The sequence below is a fragment of the Pseudomonas sp. MAG733B genome, from assembly GCF_036884845.1.
Lineage (GTDB): Bacteria > Pseudomonadota > Gammaproteobacteria > Pseudomonadales > Pseudomonadaceae > Aquipseudomonas.
This window is the reverse complement of sequence record NZ_CP145732.1, coordinates 4,736,647-4,761,551: the sequence shown is the minus strand read 5'-3', so window position 1 is coordinate 4,761,551 and position 24,905 is coordinate 4,736,647. Positions and strand designations below refer to the sequence as shown.

The window sequence follows — 24,905 nt, the reverse complement described above, 5'->3', positions numbered from 1 at the left end:
TGCCATGACCCATCAAACCTTCGCCTCCAGTGCCTTCACCCGCACCATTCTCAGCCATGCGCAACGCTCCGGCCTGTGTCAGGAACAGTTGCTGCAACGGGCCGGAATCTGTCTGTCGCTGCTGGAAGGGCAAGGGCTGCGCGTGCCTGCGCATCTAGTGGAACAGCTGTGGCATGAATGCGAACGCCTGGGGGCGGGCGCCACGTTTGGCTGTGAACTGGTCAACGGCATGGCGACCACCAGCCTGCAAGGTTTGAACATTCTGCTGGACTCCGCCGCCACCCTGCGCGCCAGTCTCGCGTGCTTCACCGAGTTCTTGCCCCAAGTGACCAACTACGTGCAGGCGGAATTGGAGGAGGTTGATGGGCAGGTCTGCTTGCACTTGCGCGGGGCTGACCAATTGCCGCATTTCTTCGGGCTGGATGCGGCGACATTGACTCTGGTGCGCAACATCGCCCGGCGACTGGGTCGGGCGCCGGGTGCGGTGTTTCTTGGGGTGACTTTGACGCCGGAGCAGGCGGCTGGGGAGTGGTTGCGTAGTGTGGGCATTGAGGTGGCGCACGGTGCGCATCCTTGCCTGCGGATGCCTCTGGCCTGTCTTGATGAGCCGTTGCTGGGGGCTAATCCGTTTTTGCATCAGAGCATGTTGCGGCATTGGCAGGCTGAGGCGGCGCAGCATGTTCGCGGTGACAGTCTGGAGTTGGCGCGGCATTGGTTGACGGCGGGGGATCAGCCGATCGAGCGGATTGCCGAGCGGCTTGGGTATCGGCAGCCGAGTAATTTTATTCGGGCGTTTCGGAAGCGGTTTGGGATTACGCCTAAGCAGTTTCGGCTTGGGCTTTAGCGTTTTGTGTACATATCCGTTTCATTGGTAACGGCCACTTATGGTTTCGCCCTTACGGCGACTCCCTTTGGCAAACGCCCCAAAGGAAGCAAAGGTCTCGCCCCTTACGTACGGCCCCTCGCTAGAGCTCGGGGTTCCTTCGCTCCGGCATTCATCCGGGGGCATCGCCTCCGGTCTGCTTCGCGACGACCTCCTCTCGATGTGTGCGGCTTCGCCGCACGGCGCTACGCGCCCACCCCCGGATGAACACCTCCACTCAGCCTGCCGATGGGGCGGGTGGATCAAGATCAAGAGCGGCAGGCGAGCTAACGCTCGGCCTGTTGAGTGGTGAGAAGCTTGGGTGTGCGCCGTTCCACTGTGGGAGCCAGCCTGACAGCCGACCCGATTTTGTGCTGTATCACGCCCAATGTAGGAGCTGCCGAAGGCTGCGATCTTTTGATCTTGCTTGTAAATAACAAAATCAAAAGATCGCAGCCTCGTTGCACTCGACAGCTCCTACAGGGAAACGCATTCCAATGTAGGAGCTGCCGCAGGCTCGGGCCGCGTTCGGACGATCTTTTGATCTGGCTTAAGGCGTAACGATATTGAACTGTGGCGCAAAGGTATCCAGGCTGCTCATCAACTCGCCAAGCTTCTTGCCATTGCCTTGCAGCTTGACCAAACCTTTCTGGATCGCCGTCGGGAAGTCCAGTTGCTTGAGGCTGATCTGCTCCAGGGTAGCCTTGCTCATGCTCACCCCGGCATCCGCCTGCGAATTGAGCCCGGCGCGGTGGGTCAGGACGCCGTTGCGCAGGGTCAGGGTGAAGTCCTTGTTCGAGTCTTCGAAGGTCCAGTTCAGGGTCATGTCATGGCCCACGGCTTTGTCGCTGTCCAGGCGAATCGCCAGGAAGTCGAAGAACATTTCCGGGCTCATCGCTCGCACCATGTCCGCCGATACCGAGGTGCCGCCATGCGGCGGAACACCGTTGCGCAGTTCCATGGCACCGGTCAGGTACATGTTGCGCCAGGTGGCGTTTTCGCTTTGATAACCCAGTTGCTCCAGCGTCTCGGCCTGCGCCTTGCGCGCATCGCCGTTGTCCGGATCGCTGAACAGCAACTGATTGCCCAGTTGCGCGGCCCAGCGGTAATCACCCTTGGCCATCGCTGCACGCATTTTCTCCAGCACCGCAGCGCCACCGCCCATGGCCTCGACACTGCGTTTGGCGGTTTCCACCGGTGGCAACGGATTGAGGTTGGCAGGGTTGCCGTCATAGAAACCCAGGTAACGCTGATACACCGCGCGCACGTTGAAACTCAGCGAGCCGTAGTAACCACGGGTGTACCACTTCTGGTCCAGCGTACCCGGCAGCTTTTTGATCGCATCGGCGACTTCCAGCGGCGTCATGCCCTGATTCAACAGATGCAGGGTGCGATCGTTGAGGAAGGCGTACATGTCGCGCTGATCGGCGAGGAACGTGCGAATGCGCTCGCCGCCCCAGGTCGGCCAGTTGTGCTGGGCGAACAGCACGTCACTCTTGTCGCCATATCGCGCCAGGCTGCTGTCGAGGTATTGCGCCCAGGCCTTGGCGTCACGCACTTGCGCACCGCGCGGGGTGAGGATGTTGTGCATCATTTGCGTGGCGTTTTCCGCCATGCACAGCGCCCGCAGTTGCGGCAGGTAGAGGTTCATTTCTGCTGGCGCTTCAGTGCCCGGCGTGAGCTGGAACTCTACGTCGAGGCCGGCGATGGTGCGGGTTTCCAGTTCCTTGTCGATCAGGTCGGTGGGCGCAATCAGGGTGATGGTGCCGCCGCTCGGCGAGCTCTTGCCCAGGCCTGCATCGACCTGACCATGTTCGCCACGGGGCAGCAGGCTGCCGAACTGGTATTGCGCACGGCGGCTCATGGCGTTGCCGGCGAACACGTTTTCGCTCATCACGTGTTCCATGAAACCCACGGGGGCGAACACTTTGACCTTGCCGGACTTGACGTCAGCCTCGTCGATCACCCCGCGCACGCCGCCGAAGTGGTCGACGTGGGTATGGCTGTAGATCACCGCCACCACCGGTTTTCGCGGGCGATTCTGGTAGTACAGTTCCAGCGCCGCTTTGGCGGTCTCGGACATGGTCAGCGGGTCGATGATGATCAGCCCGTCGTCACCTTCGATGATGGTCATGTTGGCCAGATCGAGGCCGCGTACCTGATACAGCCTTGGACTGACTTCGAACAACCCGGCATGGGCACTGAGCTGGGCCAGGCGCCACAAGCTCGGGTTGACCGAGTCGGGGGCCTGATCCTTGGCGAGGAAGTCATAGGCCGGTAGATCCCAGATGACCTTGCCGGCGGCATCCTTGATCTGGCCCTTGAACGGCGCGATCAAGCCTTTGCTGACCGACTCGAAATCGGTGCGGTCGCTGAAGGGCAGTTGTTGCAGCACTGCGGTATTGATGGCGGCAGTCTGCGCGCTGGCGGCGACCGGTGCATCGGCGGCGACCACCGATTGCGTCAGGCACGCGGTGATCAGGCAGGCCAGCAGGCCACGAGGGTGCAAAGCGAAACGAGGCATGGAGTCTCCGTTTTTTATCGTTATGGTTAGACCAGCCTCGAGGGTAAGGCGCCACCGGGCCGAGGCGAACATCGTCAACGGACAAAAACCATTCAGGGCCGCTATTCTTGGCCCACGCTCATCGAACGGGTTCTTTCATGCTTGAAGTCCAGGGTGTGTTCAAAAGCTACGCCACGCCGCAAGGGCCGTTGCCGGTGCTGCAAGGCGTCGACCTGAATTTGAAACCCGGCAGCAGCCTGGCGTTGATGGGCGAGTCGGGCAGCGGCAAAAGCACCTTGCTGCACCTGATCGCCGGGCTGGACAAGGTTGATCGCGGCAGTATCCGCAGCGGCGAACATCGACTGGAGCAGATGAACGAAGGGCAACTGGCGAACTGGCGACGCACCGAGATCGGCCTGGTGTTCCAGCAGTTCAACCTGATCGGCAGTTTGCGGGTGGAGGACAACCTCGCGTTTCAGGCGCGGCTCGCCGGGCGCCATGATCCGCGCTGGCAGGCGCATCTGGTGCAGCGGTTGGGGCTGGGCGAGTTGCTCAAGCGCTATCCGGAACAACTCTCTGGCGGTCAGCAGCAACGGGTCGCATTGGGTCGAGCCCTGGCCTCGCAACCGAAACTGCTACTGGCCGACGAACCCACCGGCAGCCTGGATGAAACCACCAGCGACGAGGTATTGAGGTTATTGCTGGAACTCCTCGATGACAGTGCCACGACTTTGTTGATGGTCACCCACAGCCCCGGCGTCGCCGCGCGGTTGGCGGAAAAAGTGCTGCTGCACGGTGGGCGTCTGGCCGCTATGGACGAGCGCTGACATGCGCATTTTTCGCGAAACCCTGCGGGCGTTGCTCAGTCACTGGCGGCAACACCCGGTGCAGTTCTTCAGTGTGCTGACCGGGTTGTGGCTGGCCACCAGCCTGCTGACCGGTGTTCAGGCGCTGAATAGCCAGGCGCGAGAAAGCTACGCCCGCGCCAGTCAATTGATCGGCGGCGAACCCCAGGCCAGCCTCAGCGCAACCGCTGGCGGGACGTTCCCTCAGCAATGGTTTATCGACCTGCGTCGCGCCGGTTGGCCGGTGTCACCAGTGCTGCAAGGGCGGGTGACGCTCAAGGGCCATGAGGACCAGCGGCTGCAATTGATGGGCATCGAGCCGGTGTCACTGCCGGCCGGTAACGAGGTAGCAGGGCAGTCACTGGCGATCGAGCAGGTAGTCGAATTTTTCAGCCCTCCCGGCAGCATCTGGATTTCGCCGTCGACCTTGCAGGCGTTGGGTTTGCGCGAAGGCGACCGGCCTTTGAGCGTCAGCGGTGCATCGTTGCCGCCCCTGCATGTGCAAACCGATATGGCCGCCGGTGTATTGCTGGTGGACATCGGTTTTGCCCAGCAGATTCTCGGTTTGCCCAATCAGCTCTCGCGCCTGCTACTGCCCAAGGATTTCATCGCGACATTGCCCGAGCCGTTCAAGGGACAACTGCAATTCAAAAGCAGCGCTGAAGAAAACAATCTGGCGCGCCTGACCGAGAGCTTTCATCTGAACCTCAATGCGCTGGGTTTTCTGTCGTTCGTGGTCGGGCTGTTTATCGTGCATGCCGCGATCGGGCTGGCGCTGGAGCAGCGTCGAGGTTTGCTGCGGACAATGCGCGCTTGCGGCGTCAGCGCGCGGATGTTGATTGCCTGCCTCGCGGTCGAACTGGGCGGGCTGGCCTTGATCGGCGGCGTGGCTGGAGTCGTCAGCGGCTATCTGCTGGCGGGCGTGTTGCTGCCGGATGTCGCTGCCAGCCTGCGCGGTTTGTACGGCGCCGAAGTGGCGGGGCAGTTGAGCCTGAGTCCGCTGTGGTGGCTCAGCGGGATTGGCTTGAGCCTGCTGGGCGCCTTGCTCGCCGGTGGCAACAGTTTGTGGCGGGCGTCGCGCTTGCCGTTGCTGGCCCTGGCCGACCCGCAGGCCTGGCATCAGGCGCATTCGCGATGGTTGCGGCGTCAGGGATGGGTGGCGGCGCTGGCCTTGGTAATGGCGGGGCTGGCATTGGTGTTTGGCGACAGCCTGATCAGCGGGTTTGTCTTGATGGCGACGCTGTTGGTCGGTGCGGCGCTGGCGCTGCCCGTGGTGCTCGATGCGCTGCTCAACCTGCTGCTGCAACGCAATCGCTCGGTACTTGGCCAGTGGTTTCTCGCCGATTGTCGCCAGCAATTGCCAGCCCTGAGCCTGGCGCTGATGGCGCTGCTGTTGGCGCTGGCGGCCAACATCGGCGCCGGCAGCATGACCGCCGGTTTTCGCCAGACGTTCAGCGACTGGCTCGAACAACGATTGACCGCCGAGCTTTACCTCAACCCGCAAAACCCGGCCCAGACCCGGGAGCTGCACACCTGGCTCGAACAGCAGCCGCAGCCCACGGCGGTGCTGCCCAACTGGCAGGTGTCGATCCAGCTGCAAGGCTGGCCGGTGGATGTCTTCGGCGTGATCGATCACCCGACCTATCGCCAGCACTGGCCGCTGCTGGAAGCCTTGGGTGACAAACCCTGGGATCACCTGGCCACGGACGATGCCGTGATGCTCAGCGAGCAATTGGCGCGGCGCTTGAATGTGCAGTTGGGCGATCACCTCTCGATTGCCACGCCCAATGGCCCGTGGTCGCCGCGCATCGTCGGGATCTACGCCGACTACGGCAATCCGAAGGGCCATCTGCTGGTCAATGTCCATCACCTGCTGCGCGGCTGGCCGCAGTTGACGCCGAATCGCTTCAACCTGCGCATTGAGCCGGCGTCGATTGCGCCGTTCGTGAAGGCGCTGCAAGAGCGTTTCGCCCTGGAGGACAGCCGAATCGTCGATCAGGCGCGGCTCAAGGGATGGTCCACGCAAGTGTTCGAACGCACCTTCGCCGCCACCGCCGCGCTCAACAGCCTGACCTTGTGCGTGGCCGGCGTGGCGTTGTTCATCAGTCTGCTGACCCAGAGCCAAAGCCGCCTCGGGCAACTGGCGCCACTGTGGGCGCTGGGCGTGACACGCCGGCAATTGATGCTGCTCAACCTCGGGCAAACCTGGCTGTTGGCGGTGCTGACACTGGTGCTGGCATTGCCGCTGGGCATTGCGTTGGCCTGGTGCCTGGACACAGTGATCAACGTCCAGGCGTTCGGCTGGCGCCTGCCGCTGCGGGTGTTTCCGTTGCAACTATTGCAATTGATGGGGTTGGCGCTGGTGGCGACGTTGCTGGCTTCGGCATGGCCGTTGTATTCGTTGTATCGCACGCAACCGGCGGACTTGCTGAGGACGTTTGCCCATGAGGATTAAATTCGCCGTGTGGCTGTTGGCGTTGGCGTTGGGCGGCTGCGATCAACCGGCGCCAGCGGAAAAAGGCTTCGCGGGGCTGGGCAACCAAGCGACGGCCTTCACGCCGGTCGTTCCCGGTCGGGAGTTCAGCTTTCCGGCGGATCATGGCCCCCACGACGGTTTTCGCATTGAATGGTGGTACGTCACCGCCAATCTCAAGGACGAACACGGCCAGGAATTCGGGGCGCAGTGGACGCTGTTTCGCAGCGCCTTGAAAGCCACGCCCGAGGTGGCCGGATGGGAAAACCAGACAATCTGGCTCGGTCATGCGGCGGTGACCTCGGCGACGGCGCATCACGCGGCCGAACGCTATGCCCGGGGTGGCGTTGGGCAGGCCGGTGTCAGCCTGGCGCCGTTCAACGCGTGGATCGATGACTGGCGATTCAGCAGTCAGGCGACTGCTGAAAATCCGTTGGCCGACCTGCAACTCAGCGCCCGCAATAAATCGTTCAGTTACCAATTGCGGCTGACCTCAACACGTCCGCTGGTGCTGCAAGGGGACAAGGGTTTCAGTCAGAAATCCGAGCAGGGCCAGGCGTCGTACTACTACAGCCAGCCGTTTTTCCAGGCCAGCGGCACCCTGGACATCGACGGCAAGCGTTATCAGGTCAGCGGTCCCGCGTGGCTCGACCGCGAATGGAGCAGCCAGCCCCTGACCGCAAATCAGACCGGTTGGGACTGGTTTTCCCTGCACCTGGACAGTGGCGAGCAGGTGATGCTCTATCGCATGCGGCAAAAGGACGGCGAGCCTTATCTGACTGGCACATGGATTGACGCACAGGGCCAGACACAGCTGCTCAAGGCCGGCGACATCCGCCTCACGCAGCAGGACACCGCTACCGTGGCAGGGCGCAAGATGCCGGTCCGCTGGTCGATCAAGATTCCCGGCAAGAATCTAGACATTGTCATCAGCGCCCTCAATCCCGATGCCTGGATGGATTTGCGCATTCCTTACTGGGAAGGCCCGGTGCGCTTGAGCGGCAGTCATGGCGGGCAGGGGTATCTGGAAATGACCGGGTATTGAGTCGGAACTCTCGGTAGCACGCGGGCCTCCTAAATCAAGAAGGCCATTGACCGGAGACTGCCATGCGCGAAGACCTCACACCGCCCGACCTTGACGCGTGGCAGCGGCTGTTTGAAGACCAGGCTTACTGGCAGCAATCCCCCGACGCCCATTACATCGCATTGCTGCGCCTGGCCGACGACCTGCTGGGGCAGGGCGCCATTGATCTCCAACAGTGGCAAGACCTGCAGGCCAAGGCGGAGCAATCCCACAAAGGCTCACCGGCCATTAACGTTGCCCGTGAAGTCGACGATCCCGAAGCTTGAGGTAATTGACCATGAAGCCGACACCAGAATCAGAAAACCCAGACGAGCCACGTCCAGCTGGAGAAACCGAGCGCGACAACGATGCTCTGCGCCCAACCGACCCGACCCGGCGCAAGGAAAGCGGCAAGGGCACCGCCAGCGGCGAATCGACTGCGCAGGAAACAGCGAAGGCTGCAGTTGAGCGTCGAACTCTCTAAACAGCGTCTATGCTCATTCCCACGCGGCGTTGAACCGGGTTTCAGCGCCGTTTGTCGCCAATAGACCACAGGGAATGTTCTGCCTATGAAACGCCACGCACTGACCAAAGCCATCACCCTTGCCACCTTGCTGTCTGCCGCCAGCCTGAGCGCCGTTGCGGCGGATATTCCGCTGTCTGCCGTCGTGGAGGCTGATCAGATCACCACCAAAGTCGTTTCGGTCGATGCTGCCAGCCATCAAGTCGTCCTCGAAGGGCCGGAAGGTCGCCAGGTGCATGTGCAACTGACCGACAAAGCCAAGAACCTCGACAACCTGAAGGTCGGCGATCAGGTCGACGTCAAGGTGACTCGCGCCGTTGCGGCTTACCTCGACACTGATGTCGACAAGGGTTTGCCAGGCAGCACCGAGCGCACCGGCGAAGTCCGCGCCGCGCCGGGCAGCGCCAACCCTGGGGGCGAAGCCTACCGCCAGGTACAGGTCCAGTTGAAGATCACCGGCATTGATGTGAAGAACAACCGTGTGACCTTCGAAAACCCTAAAGGCCAGTCGAAAACAGTCGATGTCGAAAGACCGGAAGTTCAAGCAAAACTGAAGGATCTGAAAGTTGGGCAAAGCGTGTATGTGACTTACACCGACATCCTGACCGTGACCAGCAAACGCGGAAGTTGAGTATTAGCTCTACTTGAAGATTGTTCTTGTACAGCTTTTTGTATAAGAACAATCAGCCTTGTTTATGGTCGAGCTGGTGAGTTTCTAGTCGTCTGCCCAAGTAATATTGGAGTCGCATTTAATAGAATTTGTATCGGAAAATTTCATTTTTTAAGCGCGGACATATTCATCGACTTCAATTAAAATGTGCCCCGTTCGCCCAGTGTCACGGCTCTTTACCAGTGCATGGATTGCCGAGGCCATTGCACTGGGCGAACACCTTTGTTGGAGTGCAGTATCAAATTCCAGATGAAAAAAAGGCGACAGTTAAGTCGCCTTTTTTATGCGCGCAATTTATTCGATTTTCAGCTTGCGCCAGTCATCCGATCCTGAAGTGCCGGATGCTTCGTGCGTCCAGGTTATCTTGCGATAGGAAAAGTGTACATCTTGCAGATGAGTGAAGTGTGAGTTGGCAGGGTCCTGGCAGTTGTGCATGTAGTCTTTGATATCGACGATGATGGCGTCTTCCAAAACAGTGGAATAGTAGTGCTCTTGAGTGCCTTGCGCTGAGGTACGAAACCATTGGATTTCGATTTTTGTCAGCTTCTCGCCGGAAGTCAGCGCTTCCAGCAACAGTGGAGAAGCCTTGTCGAATACCTTGGTGATCACAACAGGTTTGTGAACGCGCTGGCCGGTAGGCTGGCCCGACTGAGGGTCACGCGGAATGCTCAGTTCGTGGCTGAAACCCTGGACCATTACCTGGTCTTCGTGGCCTTCCTGATAAGTATTGCCAACAGAATCGGCGGTGAATGCACCGGCAGTGATCAGGCCCTGTTTTTCGCCAGTAACGGACATGTACGCGGGTGTGGCCATGGATGCTCTCCTTGCTAGAGTTAAGTCAGACTCCCGACAGGCACGATCGCCCGATGGGGGCCTGACGGTTAACAAGGTCCGTGCCATAAATCTGAAAGCCATGTAAACCGGGTGGTTGAGTTAATTTACTGAACGTTCTGTAGCGAAAAGCCCTCAATATTTGCGCAGAAAGTTGCGCGACAGAGGACTGCTTTTGGCGCAACGTGTCGAAGAGCCTTGCAGGCTGAACGATTCCCTCCGTGCCATGTTCCTGTGAGAGGAAAAAACGCAGCTTCCTGCGCATCACGGCCATACGCCACCACCGCAGTCCCGAGACGGAGTGAAGACGACATGAAAATCCTGATGGTTTTAACGTCCCACGATCAATTGGGTAACACCGGCAAGAAAACCGGATTCTGGCTGGAAGAGTTCGCCGCACCGTATTACGCCTTCAAGGATGCCGGCGCGCAATTGACCCTGGCCTCGCCCAAGGGCGGGCAACCGCCGCTGGACCCGAAAAGCGACGAGCCCGACGCGCAAACCGAAGCCACCGAGCGTTTCCGCAAGGATTCTACGGCCCAGTCGGCACTGGCTTCGACCGTGTTGCTCAACTCGGTGAAGGCGACAGACTACGATGCGATCTTCTACCCGGGCGGGCATGGCCCGCTGTGGGACCTGGCCGAAGACAAGCAGTCAATTGCCCTGATCGAAGCGTTCTACAACGCCGGAAAACCCGTTGCGACGGTTTGCCATGCACCGGGTGTGCTGCGTCATGCCAAAGGCGCGGATGGCCAGCCATTGGTCAAGGGCAAGAAGGTCACGGGGTTCACCAATAGCGAAGAAGACGCTGTGCAACTGACCGATGTCGTTCCGTTTCTGGTCGAGGACGAGCTCAAGGCCAAGGGCGGGATTTTTTCCAAGGGGCCTGACTGGGCGAGCTATGTGCTCACTGATGGCCTGTTGCTGACCGGGCAGAATCCGGCGTCGTCGCAGGCGACGGCGGAGGCGCTGTTGGCGAAGCTGAAATAGACACAAATCCTGTAGGAGCACGGCTTGCCGGCGATGGCGCCCGTGCAATCGCCATCGCCGGCAAGCCGTGCTCCTACAGGTCTGTGTCAGTGACCGAATGCGGCAAAACACTGCTCGATCGAACGCCGCTGCGTCTCCGCATACAGTCCCAATTCATCAATGGTCGAACGCCCCAACGCTTTCTCGAATGCCTGCTGATTGGAATGCACACCATAGTGAGTCTGTGCGGTGTCCCCCAGGTTTGACTGAAAAATCCCCGCCGCGCTCACCGGCAGGAAGTCTTCGTACACCAACGGTTCAACCCGCAGATAACCGTCGCTGACCAGGTCTTCCAGAGGCAAGGTTTTCAACTCGGCGGCGGCCAGGCCTTTTTCCGTCACGAAGTAGCGAAAGTACGCCAGTTCCTGTCTGCGCATGCCTTCATAGGTGTCAGGAAATTCGCTGAAGTGCTGCGTCATCAAAGCGTTGTAGCGCTCGGCATTGGCTTCGTTGGGAAACTCCTTGAGTTCGTCCCGCGCAGCATTGAGCAAACGGTCATACAGCGCTCGGCCTTTAGGCGTAAGGGCCGCGCCGCGTTGTTCGATCTCGCCGAAGCGGGCGCTGTGACTGCCTTGGGTTTTGGCCTGATCGGTGAAGGCGACCGGTTCATCGAGCGCCTTGAAGCTGGTCTGACGCAGCAGGATCGGGCACTGGCGACGCGGCGGGCCTTCGATCACCGCTTTGGGGGTGATGCCGTGTGCCGGCATTTGCGCCTGGACGATGTCGATGTCCAGGGTGCGCGGTGTCAGGTGATTGATGTGCGGACCTTTGAACGCCACCACATCGGCAATCAGGCGATGCTGGGCGCTGAGTTTCTGGTACTGCTCGGCGGTGACGGTGGCGCTGTGGTGCCAGCGGAAAGTTTCCAGCGCCTGTTTGACGAACTCTTCTGCCTCTTGTTCGCTAAGGCCGCCCTGGCTTTCGGCGCGATCGATGAGGGTCAGCGCGGTCGGGGTGAAAATCGAACGTTTATCCAGCACCGATTGGGCGAACGCCCGCAATTCAATGTCTTCGATCAGCTCCAGACGCAACAGCGAGGTGAAGACGCGGAACGGGCTGACTTGCAGCGCCGCTTCGTGCACGGCGCGAAATGCCGTGGAGTGCACCGGTACGCCGGCCGGGGTCAGGTCGTAATAACCCACGGGTTGCATGCCCATCACCGCGAACAGGCGGGCGAGGGTGGCCAGTTCAGCAGCCGAACCGACGCGGATCGCGCCATGGCGCTCGAGGTCCAGGCGTTCGATTTCGCCGGTGCTGTTCAACTGCCTGGCCACTTGCGGGTCGTTGTCCAGCACGTGGCGATTGGTCTGCTCCACCAGCTCCATCAGCGCGCCGTACAGCGGCACTTCTTCGCGGTACATGTCGGACATCGCTTTGGAGAAGCGTTGGCGGATCAGGTCGGGGCTGACGAAGCTCGGGTGATTCATGAACGAAATTCCTGGCGCGGTGACGTGAAGGATGGGAGAAAAGATCGCAGCCTTCAGCGACGCCGACAAACGAAGTTTCTGACGAACTTCATTCTGCAAAGGACTGCATGTTTAGTGCAGTCGTTGATCCTGAGGGCTTTCCGAGCGCAGCGATGCCAAAAACTCCCGATACAGGCGTGCAGATCCCGCTGGCGCCTCGACCATGGGCATGTGGCCGATGCCTTCCCAGATTTCTACCCGCAGATCGGCGATGCCCTTGCTCCAGATGGCCACGCTGCTGACATCGATCAGGCGATCCTTGCGCCCCCACAGCAGCAACGCCGGCGCCGTGATTTCCGGCAATTTCGGTTCCATCGGCGGGCTGGCGCGAAAATCGCTGAAGATTTCTTCCAGTTCGTCGCGCGATTGTTCATAGCGGTGGGCGATGGCATCCAGCACCACGCGCGGTATCCAGGGTGGATCGGCCATGGTCATGGCATAGAGGTATTTGAATTCTTCACGGGAGTGAATCAGGAACGGGTTGTGGCCCTTGGCCAAATGGCGCTCCAGGTCACTGGGTTCGGGCGAGGTGACGCCGGCCGGATCGATCAGGGCGACCGAGACAATGCGCTCCGGATACGTGGCCGCCAGCCATGCCGCCAGGTAGCCGCCCATCGAGTTGCCGATCACATGAACCTTCTCGACCCCACAAACGTCGAGTAACTGAATCATGCGCTTGGCCTGCAGCGGGATGTCGTAGCCGCCACCGGCCTTGAAGCCGGTTTCGCCATGACCGGCAATGTCGGGGATGATCACCCGGTAGTTGCCGACAAAGTGCCTGGCAAAACGCAGCCAGATATTTTTGTCGGCACTGAAGCCGTGCAGCATCAATACATTGCTGGATGCTTCGTACGGCCCGCCTTGCCAGGTCGAGACGGTCATTTCGCTGATGGGCACGACAATCTTGTGCAGCTTGTACAACTTGGCCTCGGCGGCGGTGCTCAAGTTGTACAGCCAATAACCGATGGCCGGGTAGCTCAACCAGCTCCAGGCCGCGAAAACCGCGATAGCGACAACCAGTAAAAGCATCGGATGTCTTCCTTCTAAAGGCTCAGGACAATATGTGATCGGCGGGTTTCAGGGCTCGGGTCAAGCGGTGGAAGCTGAAACTGAACCCCGGAAACATGGCAATCACATGACCGCTCTTGCTTTGATACCAACTGTGGCAGCCACCGGACTTCCACACCGTGCGTTCCATTTCTCTATGGATCATTTCAGTGTAGGTACGTTCTGCCTCGGGGCGAACTTCGATACTGCGCAAACCTTGTGTTTTTAATGTGCGAATGCAGTCGAGGATGTAGTTCATCTGTGATTCGATGATAAACAGCGCTGACGTGTGGCCGATGCCGGTGTTCGGGCCGGTGACGATAAACAGGTTGGGAAAGTCCGGCAGGCTGGTGCCGAGGTAGGCGCGAGGATACTCGGCCCAGACGTTTCGCAATTGCGTGCCGTTTTTGCCGGTGACCGGGTAGGAAATCACCCCGTCGGTGGCGTCATAACCGGTAGACCAGACGATCAGGTCGAGATCGATATGCTGGCCGTCCTGCATGACGATGCCGGTTTCGTCGATCGCGGCGATCCCTTGTTCACGGCTGTGCAGCGTCACGTTGCTGCGGGCCAGCGCGGGGTACAACGTGCTGGAAAGGATTACCCGTTTGCAGCCGATGGTGTAATCCGGCGTCAGCTTTTTCCGAAGTTCGGCGTCTGGCACCTGGCGTTTGAGAAAGCGCAGGGCCTGATGCTGGACCATGCGCACGGCCGGCTTCGAGTATTTGAAGGCAATCACCCGGGTTTCGAATTGCCAGTAGATCATCCAGCGCAGCAGTTTGTAGGCCGGTTTGAGCCCAAGCAACCAACGCTGGAAACGGCCGAACGTGCGGTCCGCCCGAGGCAACACCCAATGCGGCGTGCGCTGGAACACATGCAGGTGCGCAACATCCGGGGCGATTGCCGGAATCACCTGGGCCGCGCTGGCACCGCTGCCGACGATGGCTACGCGTTTTTTCCGGTAGTCGTAGGAATGGTCCCAATGGTTGGTGTGAAAGGTTTTGCCCTGAAAGCGTTCCTGGCCTTCGAAGTGCGGCACCACCGGTTGGCTCAAAGGACCTGTGGCATTGATCAGGAATTGTGCGTGGAACGTGCCTTTGCCAGCCGTGTGCACGGCCCAGCGTTTGCCGATGTCGTCCCATTCGACACGCTCGACATTGGCCTGTAGTTCCACCCGGTCGTGCAGGCCGAAATGCTCCACCACGTAGCCGGTGTAGCGATGCAGTTCGGCCTGTTCGGCGAACATCTGCGTCCAGCGGTAAGGGGCGAAGGACAATGAGTAAAGCGGCGAGGGCACGTCGACGGCCGCACCGGGGTAGGTGTTCTGGCACCAGGTGCCACCGAAGAAGTCCCGCCGTTCCAGCAGGCGAAAGTCAGTGATGCCAGCCTTGAGCAAATTCACCGCCGCACACTGGCCGCCAAAACCGCTGCCGATGATCAGCACTTGAAAGGTCTGCATGGATCTCCTTTTTTGTCGTGACGAGTCCAACCTGTTCTTCATGTATAGCCAATCATGGCGCCCGCGTATTGTGTCTATGTCAGGGTATTCAGCCTGCCAGCCGGTGATGGCTATTTAACGTTGCCCTGATAGACTTCGAGCACACCTCGCAACCTTCGGTGTATTCAGGTTCCGTTCTGTGGTGCAGAGGTCCCAATGGGAAACGTGGGAGGAAAAGGACTTTCACTGGCCAGGAGGCTCTACGCATCGCGTGCCCTTGGCCTCGTTCTGGGTTTGCTGTGCGTGGGTGCGGCGATGTACCCGCTGAATCCGGCGCCCTGGGTCTGGGGCGTGATGCTGTTCAACAGCTTGCTCTGGCCACACCTGGCCTATCAATGGGCGCGACGAGCCGCCAGGCCTTATCACGCCGAACACCGTAATTTGCTGGTGGATGCCTTTATGGGCGGCTTCTGGGTTGCCGCCATGCAGTTCAATCCGCTGCCCAGCGCTACCACCATTTCCATGATGGCAATGAACAACGTGGCCATCGGTGGCTTGCGTTTTCTGCTGGCGGGTACGGCCGCGCAGATTCTCGGCATCGGTGTCGGATGGCTGATCTTCACGCCGCTGTTCATTCCTGAAACCAGCCAGCTTCAGCTGTACGCCTGCTTGCCCCTGATGTGTTTTTATCCGCTGGCATTGGGCCTGATCTGCTTTCGCCAGGCCCATACCCTCGGCCGGCAGAAGCGTGAGTTGTTGGCCCTGAGCCGCACCGACAGCCTGACCGGCCTGCTCAATCACGGCGCCTGGAAGGACCAACTGGAAGTCGAGTTCCAGCGCTGCCAACGCCAGCCTCAGGGCGGGGCGATTGCCTTGATCGACATCGACCATTTCAAAAGCATCAACGACACGTACGGCCATGTCGCCGGTGACATCGTGTTGCGGCAATTGAGCAAGATACTCAGGCAGAACCTGCGGGCCACTGATGTTGCCGGGCGTTATGGTGGCGACGAGTTCTGCGTGATCCTGCCGAACCTGCCCCTGGGCAGTGCCGCCGCTGTCATGGAAGCCCTGCGGGAGCGCTTCGCTACCTTGGGCTATGAGCAGAGTCCGGCGCTGAAGGTCAGCCTGAGTATTGGGCTGGCGGCGTTCAACCCAAGTCATACGGATGCCACTCGGTGGCTCAACGATGCTGATCAGGCGTTGTATGAGGCCAAGACCAGTGGTCGTAATCGGGTTATCTGTTGTGGGGATGGTCGGTCGCAACCCGAGCTGCTCGATTCGGTTTGATTGGCCTTCACAAATCCCCTGTGGGAGCGGGCTTGCCCGCGATGGCGGCCTGACAGCCGACCATGTTGTTGTGGGTGTACATATCCGTTGCTGCGGTAACGGCGGCTTATGGTTTCGCCCTTACGGCGAGTCCCTTTTGTCAAACGACACAAAAGGAACCAAAAAGTCTCGCCCCTTACGTTCGGCCCCTCGCTAAGGCTCGGTGTTCCTTCGCTCCGGCATTCATCCGGGGGCATCGCCTCCGGTCTGCTTCGCGACGACCTCCTCTCGATGTGTGCGGCTTCGCCGCACGGCGCTACGCGCCTAACCCCCGGATGAACGCCTCCACTCAGCCTTCCGATGGGGCGGGTGGATCAAGAGCGGCAGGCGAGCTAACGCTCGGCCTGTTGAGTGGTGAAAAGCTTGGGTGTACGCCGTTCTCCTGTGGGAGCCAGCCTGCTGGCGATTGCGTCGTGTCAGGCGACGGAGGTAAACCCGCTGCCCATCACTCCTTAACGTGCATGAACTCCTCCGCCCAACGAATGTATTCCTCAGGCTGCGTGTAGGTATGGGTCAGTTCAGTCGCGTTCAGGTCCGCGGCCTGGGTGAAGATTTGCCGTTGTTCGCGCAGGCTGTCGTACGTCGCCTTGATCGCGGCGAAGTAGGCGCCATGGCCATCGATGACGACGCGCACGCCCAGTTCGGCCAGGCGTTGGTCATCACGCAGTAGCGGATTGCCGTAGGTCACCAGCATCAACGGAACGCTCAGGTGCTCGGCGATCTGTTCCAGATGGTCGAAGTCCTTCACGCCCACCATGCAAATCCCGTCCGCGCCGGCGGCTTGATATTGCTTGGTGCGGCTGATGATTTCCTGGACCGGCAGAATCCCCGCATGGGTGCGGGCGATGATGGCCATTTCCGAGTCGCAGCGGGCTTCCAGTGCCGCGCGGATCTTGCCGACGCCTTCGGCGACGGTGATCAGGTCGGTGGATTTGCGGCCGAATTGCGCTGGCAGCAAGGTGTCTTCGATGGTCAGGGCGGCCACGCCGGCGCGTTCGAGCTCGACGATGGTGCGCATCACGTTGAGTGCATTGCCGTAGCCATGGTCGGCGTCGGCAATGACCGGCAATTGGGCCACACGGCCGATGCGGGTGGCCTGCTCGGCGAATTCGCTGAGGGTGATCAAGGCAAAGTCAGGGGCGCCCAGCACCTGCAACGAGGCCACCGAACCACCCAGGATCCCAACCTCAAACCCAAGGTCGGCGGCGATGCGCGCCGACATCGGATCGAAGACCGATGCCGTGTGATAGCAGGTGTTGGAAGCGAACAGTTGACGAAAGTTGCGGCGCAAATCTTGATGAGACAGCCTGGACATATGGGTTCCACCAATGGAAATGGAAGGGCTTGAGCAAAAGTGTCAACGCCGAAAGTGTAAAAGGCTATCACGTAGGGAGGTGGAGAATGATGACGAATTTAGCGCAATTTCTGCCTTTTGATCGTGGGGATACTGTGTGCTGCATTCTGACGTGAATGGTCAGGCCGCTACGGCGTGCTGTTGTTGGTTGAGCAGCGGCACGGCCCGAACAGAATCACCAGGCTGTAGCTGCAAGCGTTTGGCCGTGAGGCGATCGACGATCAGGCTGCGACCCGACTGTCGGGCCGGAACTGCGGTGATACGGCAGTTTTCCAGGCGGCGGTTGTAGACCAGCCATGTCGGCGCCTGGTCGTCCGGGGTGCCAATGGCCAATTCCAGCAGTTGACTGTCGCGCACCGTGCGGATGCCTGCGGTAGGTGCCTCGATGACCGGACCCGCATCGAAGATATCGATGTAGCCCTTGTGCGCAAAACCCTCGGCGGCAAGGATTTTCAAGGCTGGCTCGCTGTTCGGATGAGGCTTGCCGATGACGGCCTGGGCCTGTTCGGTGAGCAGGCAGGTGTAAATCGGTTGGCGTGGCATCAGTTCGGCGATGAACGACTTGTTGCCCAGCCCCGACAAATGATCGGCATGGCTGAAATCCATCTTGAAAAAATGCCGACCCACACTGTCCCAGAAGGGCGAACAGCCCTGCTCATCGGCACTGCCGCGCAGTTCGGCGATGAGCTTTTCGCCAAACAGGTGCGGGAACTCCGCTACAAACAACAAGCGACTCAGGGATAGCAATCGGCCGTGATTGCCCAGACGTTGATCGGGGCGCAGAAACAATGAGCAGAGTTCCGATTGACCGGTCATTTCGTTGTTCAGGAACAGGGTCGGAATGTGTCGCTGGATACCCAGATCCGCTGATGAACTGACCGTCAGCCCGACCCGGTAGTTGTACCAGGGTTCGCGCAGGCCAACGGCTCCCGTCAGGGCACTGACGCCGATCACTTGCTGATCGTCGTCCTCAAGGACGAACAGGTAATCGGCATCGGCCCGTTCGACCTGTTCGGCGAATGTTCTCTTGGCCCAACGCAGACGGTGGGCCAGGCGGTTTTCGTCAGCCGACAGGCTGGTCAGCGCGCGGCCTGCCTGTTGCACCAGCGTGAGCAAGGCAGGCAGGTCAGTGACCTGAACCGGGCGGACAATCATGGTGCAACTCCTTTTGCGTGCCTGCTCAGGCGTTGTGATCGGGCGCGGGCCCACAAGGTGCTCACAGTGCGATCAGCCGGACAGGACTGCCGTTGCTCACTCTCAGCGCAGCGCACATCCCGGCGTCCAGGGTTACCGATTGCCCGGCAACATCGTCCAGATCAGCGACGATGGCACGGAAATTTTCCAGTGAATCGTTGCTCACCAGGTATCGGCCGCGGGCATCGATGGTTGAGCCGGGCTTTGCCGACGCCGTGTGGCTTTGCGCGATGGAACGGATCCCGGCGGTGCGTGCATACAGCGTCGGGCCGCCATCGAACAGGTCGACATAACTGTTGGTTTCGAACCCTTCGCGCTCGAGGATATCGAAGGCTTCCTGGCCATCGGGGTGGATGCGACCGATGCAGTCCTGCGCGGCCTGGGACAGCATCGGCACGTAAATCGGGTATTGCGGCATCAGTTCGGCGAGAAAGGTCCGGCTTTCCAGGCCGCAAAGCCGTTCGGCCTCGACGTAGGGCAGGTCGAAGAAATGCTTGCCCACGGCGTCCCAGAATGGCGAGTGGCCTTCGTCGCTGCTGTAGCCGACGATCTCGGTAATCACCGCATCGGAAAACCGTCGGGCATGGGCCGCGATGAACAGCAGCCTGGCCCGTGACAACAGTTCGGAAAACGCTGTGCCCTCCAGCGCGGCATCGATGTGAAAGCCCCGCAGCAAGGTGTGGCCGCTGAGGTCATGACACAACGACAGCGCGGGTACGCCATGCTCGATATTGAGTTCCCGCGAGGCACTGTTGAAGTGGCGGTTGCGCAGGCTGTAAAACGGTTCGCTGAAGCCGGCGGTGGCGAGTATTTCCGAGCACCCCGCCAGTTTTTGAGTCGTCGAGTCCTCCAGCACAAAGAAGTAATTTTCCGGGCCGGGGCTCTGCACGTCTTGTTCGAACGACGTGCAGGAGTCGAGAATCTTGTCGCGCAGGCGTTCGCTGTCGTCCGGCAAGGACGTAACGCCCACCAGGCTTTCGCGAGCCAGTCGCTGCAATTGGGGCAGGTCGGTTAACTGCACTGGACGCAAGACCAGCATGGATGCACTCCTGTATCAAAGGGCTCGGCAACGGGTGCCGGGCCTGACTATCACTGTCGGTTTCCACACTATAAAACGGCGGTCGACCTGTCAGGCGCCGCTCTTTTTTTGTCATTCGTTACTTGTTGGGACGGCCACACGCGATGCCCGGCGCGATCCGTGATATCCGGACGGGGTCATCAAAATGCATACGGCTTTGCGTGCGAATCACCAGGATCGGTGATCGGGTCTTGGCATGAAGGCATCCGGGCTCCTGCTGGATGGTGGGATCATAATCCGTTGAAAGAAGTATTTGGTTAAGGCGTACAACATGTCTAGTTAATTTTCGTGCGGCGTTTCAACGCCCGCCCATGGGGCGAAATAGGGCTACGGGCAAGTCGACTGAGCTTGTAGGTTATCGCCTAAAGTGTGGTCGGACGTGGCTGTACTTGGTGGATGAAATGCCTCGGCGAATCAGGTCCGCTTACGGCACAATTGCGCTTTGACTGGCTCCACGGCGCCATTTTTCCTTTCTATCGACAGAGTGATCCTTCGTGCAGGCGACCCGTTTGACCTTGATGTGCCACGCCCGAACCGTCGCACAGAAACTGGCGCACTTTCCTGCGGATGAGCCATTGGAGATGGATTGGCAGTCGGTGAGGGGCACGCGCAGTACTCAATTCAAGCACCCGCCGAAATTGCTGTGCGGTCCGGAACTGCGGGCGCGGCAAACCGCCGAATTGTTCGGCAGCACCGTGGAAATTGTCGCAGCCCTCAGGGACTGCGATTTCGGGCGATGGAGCGGAGTTCGCGTCAACGATCTGCAACAAGCCGAACCTGAATTACTCCAGTCCTGGTTTGCCGACCCGAATTCGGCACCCCATGGCGGCGAGTCAATGGCGCAAGTCACTGAGCGGGTGGGCGCTTGGCTGGCGACGCTGGAGGCTGCACCCGGTCATGTCGTGGCCGTGACCCATCCGTTTATCATCCGCGCCGCGCTCACCACGGTGTTGCGAAGTTCGGCGTTCAACCTGATTGATGTAGAACCGTTGTCGGCCATCGAACTGAGGTTCAATGGCTGCTGGCGGCTACGTTTGCCGGGCACTGACCCTGAAGGAACGCTTTGATGAAGAAACTTCTGATTATCGGCATCGGCGCCGGCAACCCCGACTACATCACGATGCAGGCGGTGAAGGCGCTGAATCGGGTCGACGTGTTTTTCCTCATGGACAAGGGCCAGAGCAAAGACAAGCTGATCGACCTGCGCCGGGAAATTTGCGAGCGCTACATCACCGATCACGATTACCGCTTTGTCGAAGCCTTGAGCCCGGAACGCGAGCGGGGCGATGTGGACTACACGTCCAGCGTCGACGATCTGAACCTGGCCAAGCAGCGGACCTTTGAACGGCTGATCAACGAGGAAATGTCCGACGAGCAGTGCGGCGGTTTCCTGGTGTGGGGTGATCCGGCGTTGTACGACAGCACAATCCGTATCTTGAACGCGATTCTGGCCTCGGGCGCGTGTGCGTTCGAGTTCGAGGTGATTCCCGGTATCACCAGCGTGCAGGCGCTGACAGCGCAGCACAAAGTGCCACTCAATCAGATTGGCCGCTCGGTTGAAATCACCACGGGACGGCGTCTGGCGGCGGGGCAGGTCAGCGATGCGGACAGCCTGGTGGTGATGCTGGATGCGCAGGATGCCTACCATCAGGTGGCGGATCAGGACACCGAGATTTACTGGGGCGCTTACCTCGGGACGCCGGATGAAATCCTGATCAGCGGCAAGCTCAAAGATGTGGCGGATGAGATCGAACGAGTGCGCAAGGCGGCGCGGTTGGCCAATGGCTGGATCATGGACACCTATTTGCTGCGCAAGCCCTGACCAACACCTCAGGAAATAGCCTTGACCTTGCGCCCGAACCGTTCCCGATACACCGACGGTGGCACGCCGACCACGCTGCGAAACGCCACGCGGAAGCTTTCCACCGAGCGATAACCGCAGCGCTGGGCGATCTGCTCGGTGTTTTGATCGGTGCTTTCCAGCAGTTCGCGGGCGCGGCCCAGGCGTTCGTGTTGCAGCCAGGTCTTGGGCGACTGACCGCTGGCTTCACTGAAACGGCGCAGGAAGGTGCGCTCGCTCATGGCCGCTTCGCTGGCCAGGTCGCGCACTTCCAGCGGCTCATGCAGACGTTCACGTGCCCACTGCGTGACGCGGGAAAGATCGCTGCGCGGTGTAGGACTGACCGGTGTCGGAATGAATTGCGCCTGGCCACCAGTGCGTTGCGGTGACATCACCAGTCGCCGCGCCACGGCATTGGATACCTGCGTACCGAAATCCCGTGTGACCAGATGCAGGCAGGCATCGATGCCCGCAGCGCTGCCGGCCGAGGTGATCAACTGACCCGAATCGACATACAGCACATCCGGGTCCACCAGAATGTTCGGAAAACGTTCGGCCAGTTCCGTGGTGTAGCGCCAGTGCGTCGTGGCGCCATGACCATCGAGCAGTCCGGTAGCCGCCAGTACGAACACCCCTGAACAAATCGACAATAACCGCGCGCCGCGGGCATGGGCCTGACGCAGGGCTGCAAGCAACGCCTCGGGCACCGCCGCGTGGCGATCACGCCAACCGGGAATGATGATGGTCCGGGCGTGTTCGAGCAGTTCCAGGCCGCCATCGGCCAGGACCTGGATGCCGCCCATCGCGCGCATCGGTCCTTGATCTACCGCGACAATCTGATGCTCGTACCACGGGAAATCGAACTCCGGTCGCGGCAGGCCGAAAATCTCCACGGCGATGCCGAACTCGAAGGTACAGAGGCCGTCGTAGGCCAGAATCGCGACCAATCCAGGGGATGATTGCATTTGGCGGAAAGTTCCCGGTGAGTGTCTTGTGCGCCACTGTAGTCGCAAGTGCCAGGCAGATAAAGTCTGTTCACACCCACTGACGCTCTGGAGAACTGCCCATGACCAGCCTTGTTCGCGAAATTCCTGCCGCACCATCGGCCATCGCCCTGATGCATTTCAGCAACCGTCTTACATTCGAAACCGATTGCTCCGACGTCCACGGCAGTCAACAGGCCGGCCTCATTGATTTTGTTCTGGTTGATGTGCGCGGCCCGCTGGCATTCGAACGTGGCCATGTACCGGGCGCGATCAATATTCCGGGGCGTTTGCTCACTGCCGAAGGTTTGGCGGCCTACCCGAAAGCCAGCCTGTTCGTGGTTTATTGCGCCGGGCCGCACTGCAACGGCGCCAACAAGGCTGCGGTGAAACTGGCGGCGTTGGGCTACCCGGTCAAGGAGATGATTGGCGGCGTGACCGGGTGGCTGGATGAAGGATTTGAGTTGAGTGTCGCGGTGCAACGGGCGGTGAAAGCCGTGATCGGTTGCGAGTGTTGATGTAGCTGTTTAACGCGCAGCCACCCACCACTGATCCAGAGTCACCTGCAACCATTCAAAAACGCTGGCGTAGTCGGCGCTGTCCTGCGTCCCCCGAGGCAGCGGCGACTCATCGGCGAAGTGCTGGTTGAGCAGGGCCACCGATTCGGCATTCCATTCCGGATGAAACTGCAAGCCAACCCGCGTCGGTCCAACGCAATACATCTGCTGTTCACACTGCTCGCTGCTGGCCAGCAGTTGCGCATTCGGTGGCAGGTCGATGGCGTCTTCGTGCCATTCCAGCACCTTCAGGCTCTGGCCATCGACGAAGTTCACCTGCGTCCAGCCAGTTTCCGTGCGCGCCATGCGCCGCACATTTCCACCCAGGCTCAACGCCAACAGTTGCGCGCCCAGGCAGATGGCGAACACTGCTGCGCCTTGTTCGAGGCTGCCGGCCAGCCATTGGCGTTCGGTTTCCAGCCATGCCGGCCCGGCGTTGGATTCATACGGCCCACCCAGCAGAATCGCGGGTCCCGCGCTCACCGCTGGCAACTGACCGAGGTCGGCGCGAAAGACGTTCAGCGTCACCCCACGAGAAGCGGCCCACGCGGCAATGGCGCCCGGACCCTCGGCAGGGTGGTGCTGGATCAGGTTCAACTCGGACATCGCGCTTCTCTTGAACGGGCGGGGTGGGTGGGTGGTCAATGTGCCGCAAAAAAGAGCTCATCGCCAGCATGACTGTTCAGTCGGAATGCTCAGAAATCTTGTAGGTTTTTTCCGAAAACGATAATTGTCTGACAGGCTTTGCACCGCTCTGGCGCACGCTTCTACGGCAATCATCGACTCGGCCAACTTCTATAAGTATTTGTCGCCTAAAAACAATTTGCCCCGCACCAGCCACTCTAGACTGCCGGCCTCTTCGGTCCTTACCCGCCACAAGCAACGACCGAAAGCTGCCAATAAAAACCTCCGCACACAGGAGTTATAAATGAAGAAGCTAGTGATGTTCGGTGCCCTGGCACTGTCGATGTTGTCCCTGACCGCCGTGGCCGAAGACGCCAAGCCGATCCGCATCGGTATCGAAGCCGGTTACCCGCCATTCTCGATGAAAACCCCTGACGGCAAGCTCACCGGTTTTGACGTTGATATCGGCGACGCGCTGTGCGAGCAGATGAAAGTGAAATGTACTTGGGTCGAGCAAGAATTCGACGGCCTGATCCCGGCGCTGAAGGTCAAGAAAATCGACGCCATCCTGTCGTCCATGACCATCACTGACGATCGCAAGAAGAACGTCGATTTCACCATCAAGTACTACCACACCCCGGCGCGCTTCGTGATGAAGGCAGGCACCGACATCAAAGACCCGCTGATCGAACTCAAAGGCAAGAAGGTCGGTGTACTGCGCGCCAGTACCCACGACCGTTTCGCCACCGAAGTGCTGGTTCCGGCCGGTATTGAGCTGGTGCGTTACGGCTCCCAGCAGGAAGCCAACCTGGACATGGTTTCCGGTCGCATCGACGCGCTGCTGGCTGACTCGGTCAACCTCGACGACGGTTTCCTGAAGACCGACGCCGGTAAAGGCTTCGCTTTCGTCGGCCCGACCTATGAAGACGCCAAGTACTTCGGTGGCGGCGCCGGTATTGCTGTGCGCAAGGGTGAAAAAGAGCTGGCGGACAAATTTAACACCGCCATCACTGAAATCCGCGCCAATGGCAAGTACAAGCAAGTGCAGGACAAGTACTTCGACTTTGACGTTTACGGTCATTAATACGCCGTAGGTGTAGGAGCTGCCGCAGGTTCGGGCCGCGTTCGGACGATCTTTTGATCTTGCTTTTCAAGGTCAAGAGATCGCAGCCTCGTTTCACTCGACAGCTCCTACG

General features: G+C 60.0%; 23 protein-coding genes. 13 read left to right on the top strand and 10 right to left on the bottom strand.

The window, feature by feature from the left end; all coding sequences use genetic code 11:
• The first annotated feature begins 4 nt into the window (after positions 1-4).
• Positions 5-844: an AraC family transcriptional regulator ligand-binding domain-containing protein gene (locus V6Z53_RS21775; RefSeq protein WP_338581699.1), complete on the top strand. Its 840-nt coding sequence runs from the start codon at positions 5-7 to the stop codon at positions 842-844.
• Positions 845-1,412: 568 nt separating this feature from the next.
• Here the strand turns inward: V6Z53_RS21775 and V6Z53_RS21770 are convergent.
• Positions 1,413-3,386 (bottom strand): alkyl sulfatase dimerization domain-containing protein, encoded by a 1,974-nt coding sequence (locus V6Z53_RS21770; RefSeq protein ID WP_338581698.1) that lies wholly within the window; start codon positions 3,384-3,386, stop codon positions 1,413-1,415.
• A gap of 137 nt (positions 3,387-3,523) precedes the next feature.
• Between V6Z53_RS21770 and V6Z53_RS21765 the strand changes: the two genes are divergently transcribed.
• The 6 genes from V6Z53_RS21765 to V6Z53_RS21740 all read left to right on the top strand — a co-directional run bounded on the left by V6Z53_RS21765 (position 3,524) and on the right by V6Z53_RS21740 (position 8,900).
• Positions 3,524-4,192, top strand: a complete 669-nt coding sequence (locus tag V6Z53_RS21765; RefSeq protein ID WP_338581697.1) for an ABC transporter ATP-binding protein — start codon at positions 3,524-3,526, stop codon at positions 4,190-4,192.
• A gap of 1 nt (position 4,193) precedes the next feature.
• Positions 4,194-6,665, top strand: a complete 2,472-nt coding sequence (locus V6Z53_RS21760; RefSeq protein WP_338581696.1) for an FtsX-like permease family protein — start codon at positions 4,194-4,196, stop codon at positions 6,663-6,665.
• The gene (locus tag V6Z53_RS21755; protein ID WP_338581695.1) at positions 6,655-7,728 is read left to right on the top strand and encodes a lipocalin-like domain-containing protein; all 1,074 of its coding nucleotides are present in this window, start codon (positions 6,655-6,657) and stop codon (positions 7,726-7,728) included. The genes V6Z53_RS21760 and V6Z53_RS21755 overlap by 11 nt, the downstream gene beginning before the upstream one ends.
• Positions 7,729-7,790: 62 nt before the next feature.
• On the top strand, positions 7,791-8,033 hold the full coding sequence (locus V6Z53_RS21750; protein WP_338581694.1) for a hypothetical protein: 243 nt from the start codon (positions 7,791-7,793) through the stop codon (positions 8,031-8,033).
• 11 nt (positions 8,034-8,044) lie between these two features.
• The gene (locus V6Z53_RS21745; RefSeq protein WP_338581692.1) at positions 8,045-8,230 is read left to right on the top strand and encodes a hypothetical protein; all 186 of its coding nucleotides are present in this window, start codon (positions 8,045-8,047) and stop codon (positions 8,228-8,230) included.
• Between the two features lie 85 nt (positions 8,231-8,315).
• On the top strand, positions 8,316-8,900 hold the full coding sequence (locus V6Z53_RS21740) for a hypothetical protein (protein WP_338581691.1): 585 nt from the start codon (positions 8,316-8,318) through the stop codon (positions 8,898-8,900).
• 333 nt (positions 8,901-9,233) lie between these two features.
• Here V6Z53_RS21740 and V6Z53_RS21735 read toward each other — a convergent pair whose 3' ends face one another.
• Positions 9,234-9,752: an Hcp family type VI secretion system effector gene (locus tag V6Z53_RS21735; protein ID WP_338581690.1), complete on the bottom strand. Its 519-nt coding sequence runs from the start codon at positions 9,750-9,752 to the stop codon at positions 9,234-9,236.
• Between the two features lie 330 nt (positions 9,753-10,082).
• Between V6Z53_RS21735 and V6Z53_RS21730 the strand changes: the two genes are divergently transcribed.
• Positions 10,083-10,760: a type 1 glutamine amidotransferase domain-containing protein gene (locus tag V6Z53_RS21730; RefSeq protein WP_338581689.1), complete on the top strand. Its 678-nt coding sequence runs from the start codon at positions 10,083-10,085 to the stop codon at positions 10,758-10,760.
• An 86-nt stretch (positions 10,761-10,846) separates the two neighbouring features.
• On the opposite strand, the gene V6Z53_RS21725 is transcribed toward V6Z53_RS21730, so the two are convergent.
• From V6Z53_RS21725 to V6Z53_RS21715, 3 genes are all read right to left on the bottom strand, one after another.
• A complete protein-coding gene (locus V6Z53_RS21725; RefSeq protein ID WP_338581687.1) occupies positions 10,847-12,226 on the bottom strand; it encodes a VOC family protein in 1,380 nt (459 codons plus the stop codon).
• Between the two features lie 111 nt (positions 12,227-12,337).
• Positions 12,338-13,294: an alpha/beta fold hydrolase gene (locus tag V6Z53_RS21720; protein WP_338581686.1), complete on the bottom strand. Its 957-nt coding sequence runs from the start codon at positions 13,292-13,294 to the stop codon at positions 12,338-12,340.
• Positions 13,295-13,316: 22 nt separating this feature from the next.
• Complete coding sequence (locus tag V6Z53_RS21715) at positions 13,317-14,771, bottom strand: NAD(P)/FAD-dependent oxidoreductase (protein ID WP_338581685.1); 1,455 nt, start codon at positions 14,769-14,771, stop codon at positions 13,317-13,319.
• Between the two features lie 195 nt (positions 14,772-14,966).
• On the opposite strand from V6Z53_RS21715, the gene V6Z53_RS21710 reads away from it, so the two are divergent.
• The gene (locus tag V6Z53_RS21710; RefSeq protein WP_338581684.1) at positions 14,967-16,040 is read left to right on the top strand and encodes a diguanylate cyclase; all 1,074 of its coding nucleotides are present in this window, start codon (positions 14,967-14,969) and stop codon (positions 16,038-16,040) included.
• 484 nt (positions 16,041-16,524) lie between these two features.
• On the opposite strand, the gene V6Z53_RS21705 is transcribed toward V6Z53_RS21710, so the two are convergent.
• The 3 genes from V6Z53_RS21705 to V6Z53_RS21695 form a co-directional block, all read right to left on the bottom strand.
• Positions 16,525-17,394: an oxaloacetate decarboxylase gene (locus V6Z53_RS21705; protein WP_338581683.1), complete on the bottom strand. Its 870-nt coding sequence runs from the start codon at positions 17,392-17,394 to the stop codon at positions 16,525-16,527.
• Between the two features lie 159 nt (positions 17,395-17,553).
• Positions 17,554-18,588, bottom strand: coding sequence for an arginine N-succinyltransferase (gene astA, locus V6Z53_RS21700; protein WP_338581681.1), 1,035 nt, complete (start codon positions 18,586-18,588; stop codon positions 17,554-17,556).
• Positions 18,589-18,649: 61 nt separating this feature from the next.
• A complete protein-coding gene (locus V6Z53_RS21695; RefSeq protein ID WP_338581679.1) occupies positions 18,650-19,666 on the bottom strand; it encodes an arginine N-succinyltransferase in 1,017 nt (338 codons plus the stop codon).
• A 533-nt stretch (positions 19,667-20,199) separates the two neighbouring features.
• On the opposite strand from V6Z53_RS21695, the gene V6Z53_RS21690 reads away from it, so the two are divergent.
• Both V6Z53_RS21690 and cobF read left to right on the top strand, forming a co-directional pair.
• On the top strand, positions 20,200-20,772 hold the full coding sequence (locus V6Z53_RS21690; protein WP_338581678.1) for a histidine phosphatase family protein: 573 nt from the start codon (positions 20,200-20,202) through the stop codon (positions 20,770-20,772).
• Positions 20,772-21,527 (top strand): precorrin-6A synthase (deacetylating), encoded by a 756-nt coding sequence (gene cobF / locus V6Z53_RS21685; RefSeq protein ID WP_338581677.1) that lies wholly within the window; start codon positions 20,772-20,774, stop codon positions 21,525-21,527. Before V6Z53_RS21690 ends, cobF begins: the two co-directional genes overlap by 1 nt.
• Positions 21,528-21,535: 8 nt before the next feature.
• Here the strand turns inward: cobF and ftrA are convergent, their stop codons facing one another.
• Positions 21,536-22,510 carry a transcriptional regulator FtrA gene (gene ftrA / locus V6Z53_RS21680; RefSeq protein ID WP_338581676.1) on the bottom strand — a complete coding sequence of 325 codons (975 nt, stop codon included), beginning with the start codon at positions 22,508-22,510 and terminating at the stop codon, positions 21,536-21,538.
• Positions 22,511-22,611: 101 nt separating this feature from the next.
• Here ftrA and V6Z53_RS21675 point away from each other — a divergent pair, with 101 nt between their 5' ends.
• Positions 22,612-23,046, top strand: a complete 435-nt coding sequence (locus V6Z53_RS21675) for a rhodanese-like domain-containing protein (RefSeq protein WP_338581675.1) — start codon at positions 22,612-22,614, stop codon at positions 23,044-23,046.
• Between the two features lie 9 nt (positions 23,047-23,055).
• Here the strand turns inward: V6Z53_RS21675 and V6Z53_RS21670 are convergent, their stop codons facing one another.
• On the bottom strand, positions 23,056-23,691 hold the full coding sequence (locus V6Z53_RS21670) for a type 1 glutamine amidotransferase (protein WP_338581674.1): 636 nt from the start codon (positions 23,689-23,691) through the stop codon (positions 23,056-23,058).
• A 322-nt stretch (positions 23,692-24,013) separates the two neighbouring features.
• On the opposite strand from V6Z53_RS21670, the gene V6Z53_RS21665 reads away from it, so the two are divergent.
• Positions 24,014-24,793 carry an ABC transporter substrate-binding protein gene (locus V6Z53_RS21665; RefSeq protein WP_338581673.1) on the top strand — a complete coding sequence of 260 codons (780 nt, stop codon included), beginning with the start codon at positions 24,014-24,016 and terminating at the stop codon, positions 24,791-24,793.
• The last annotated feature ends 112 nt before the right edge of the window (positions 24,794-24,905 follow it).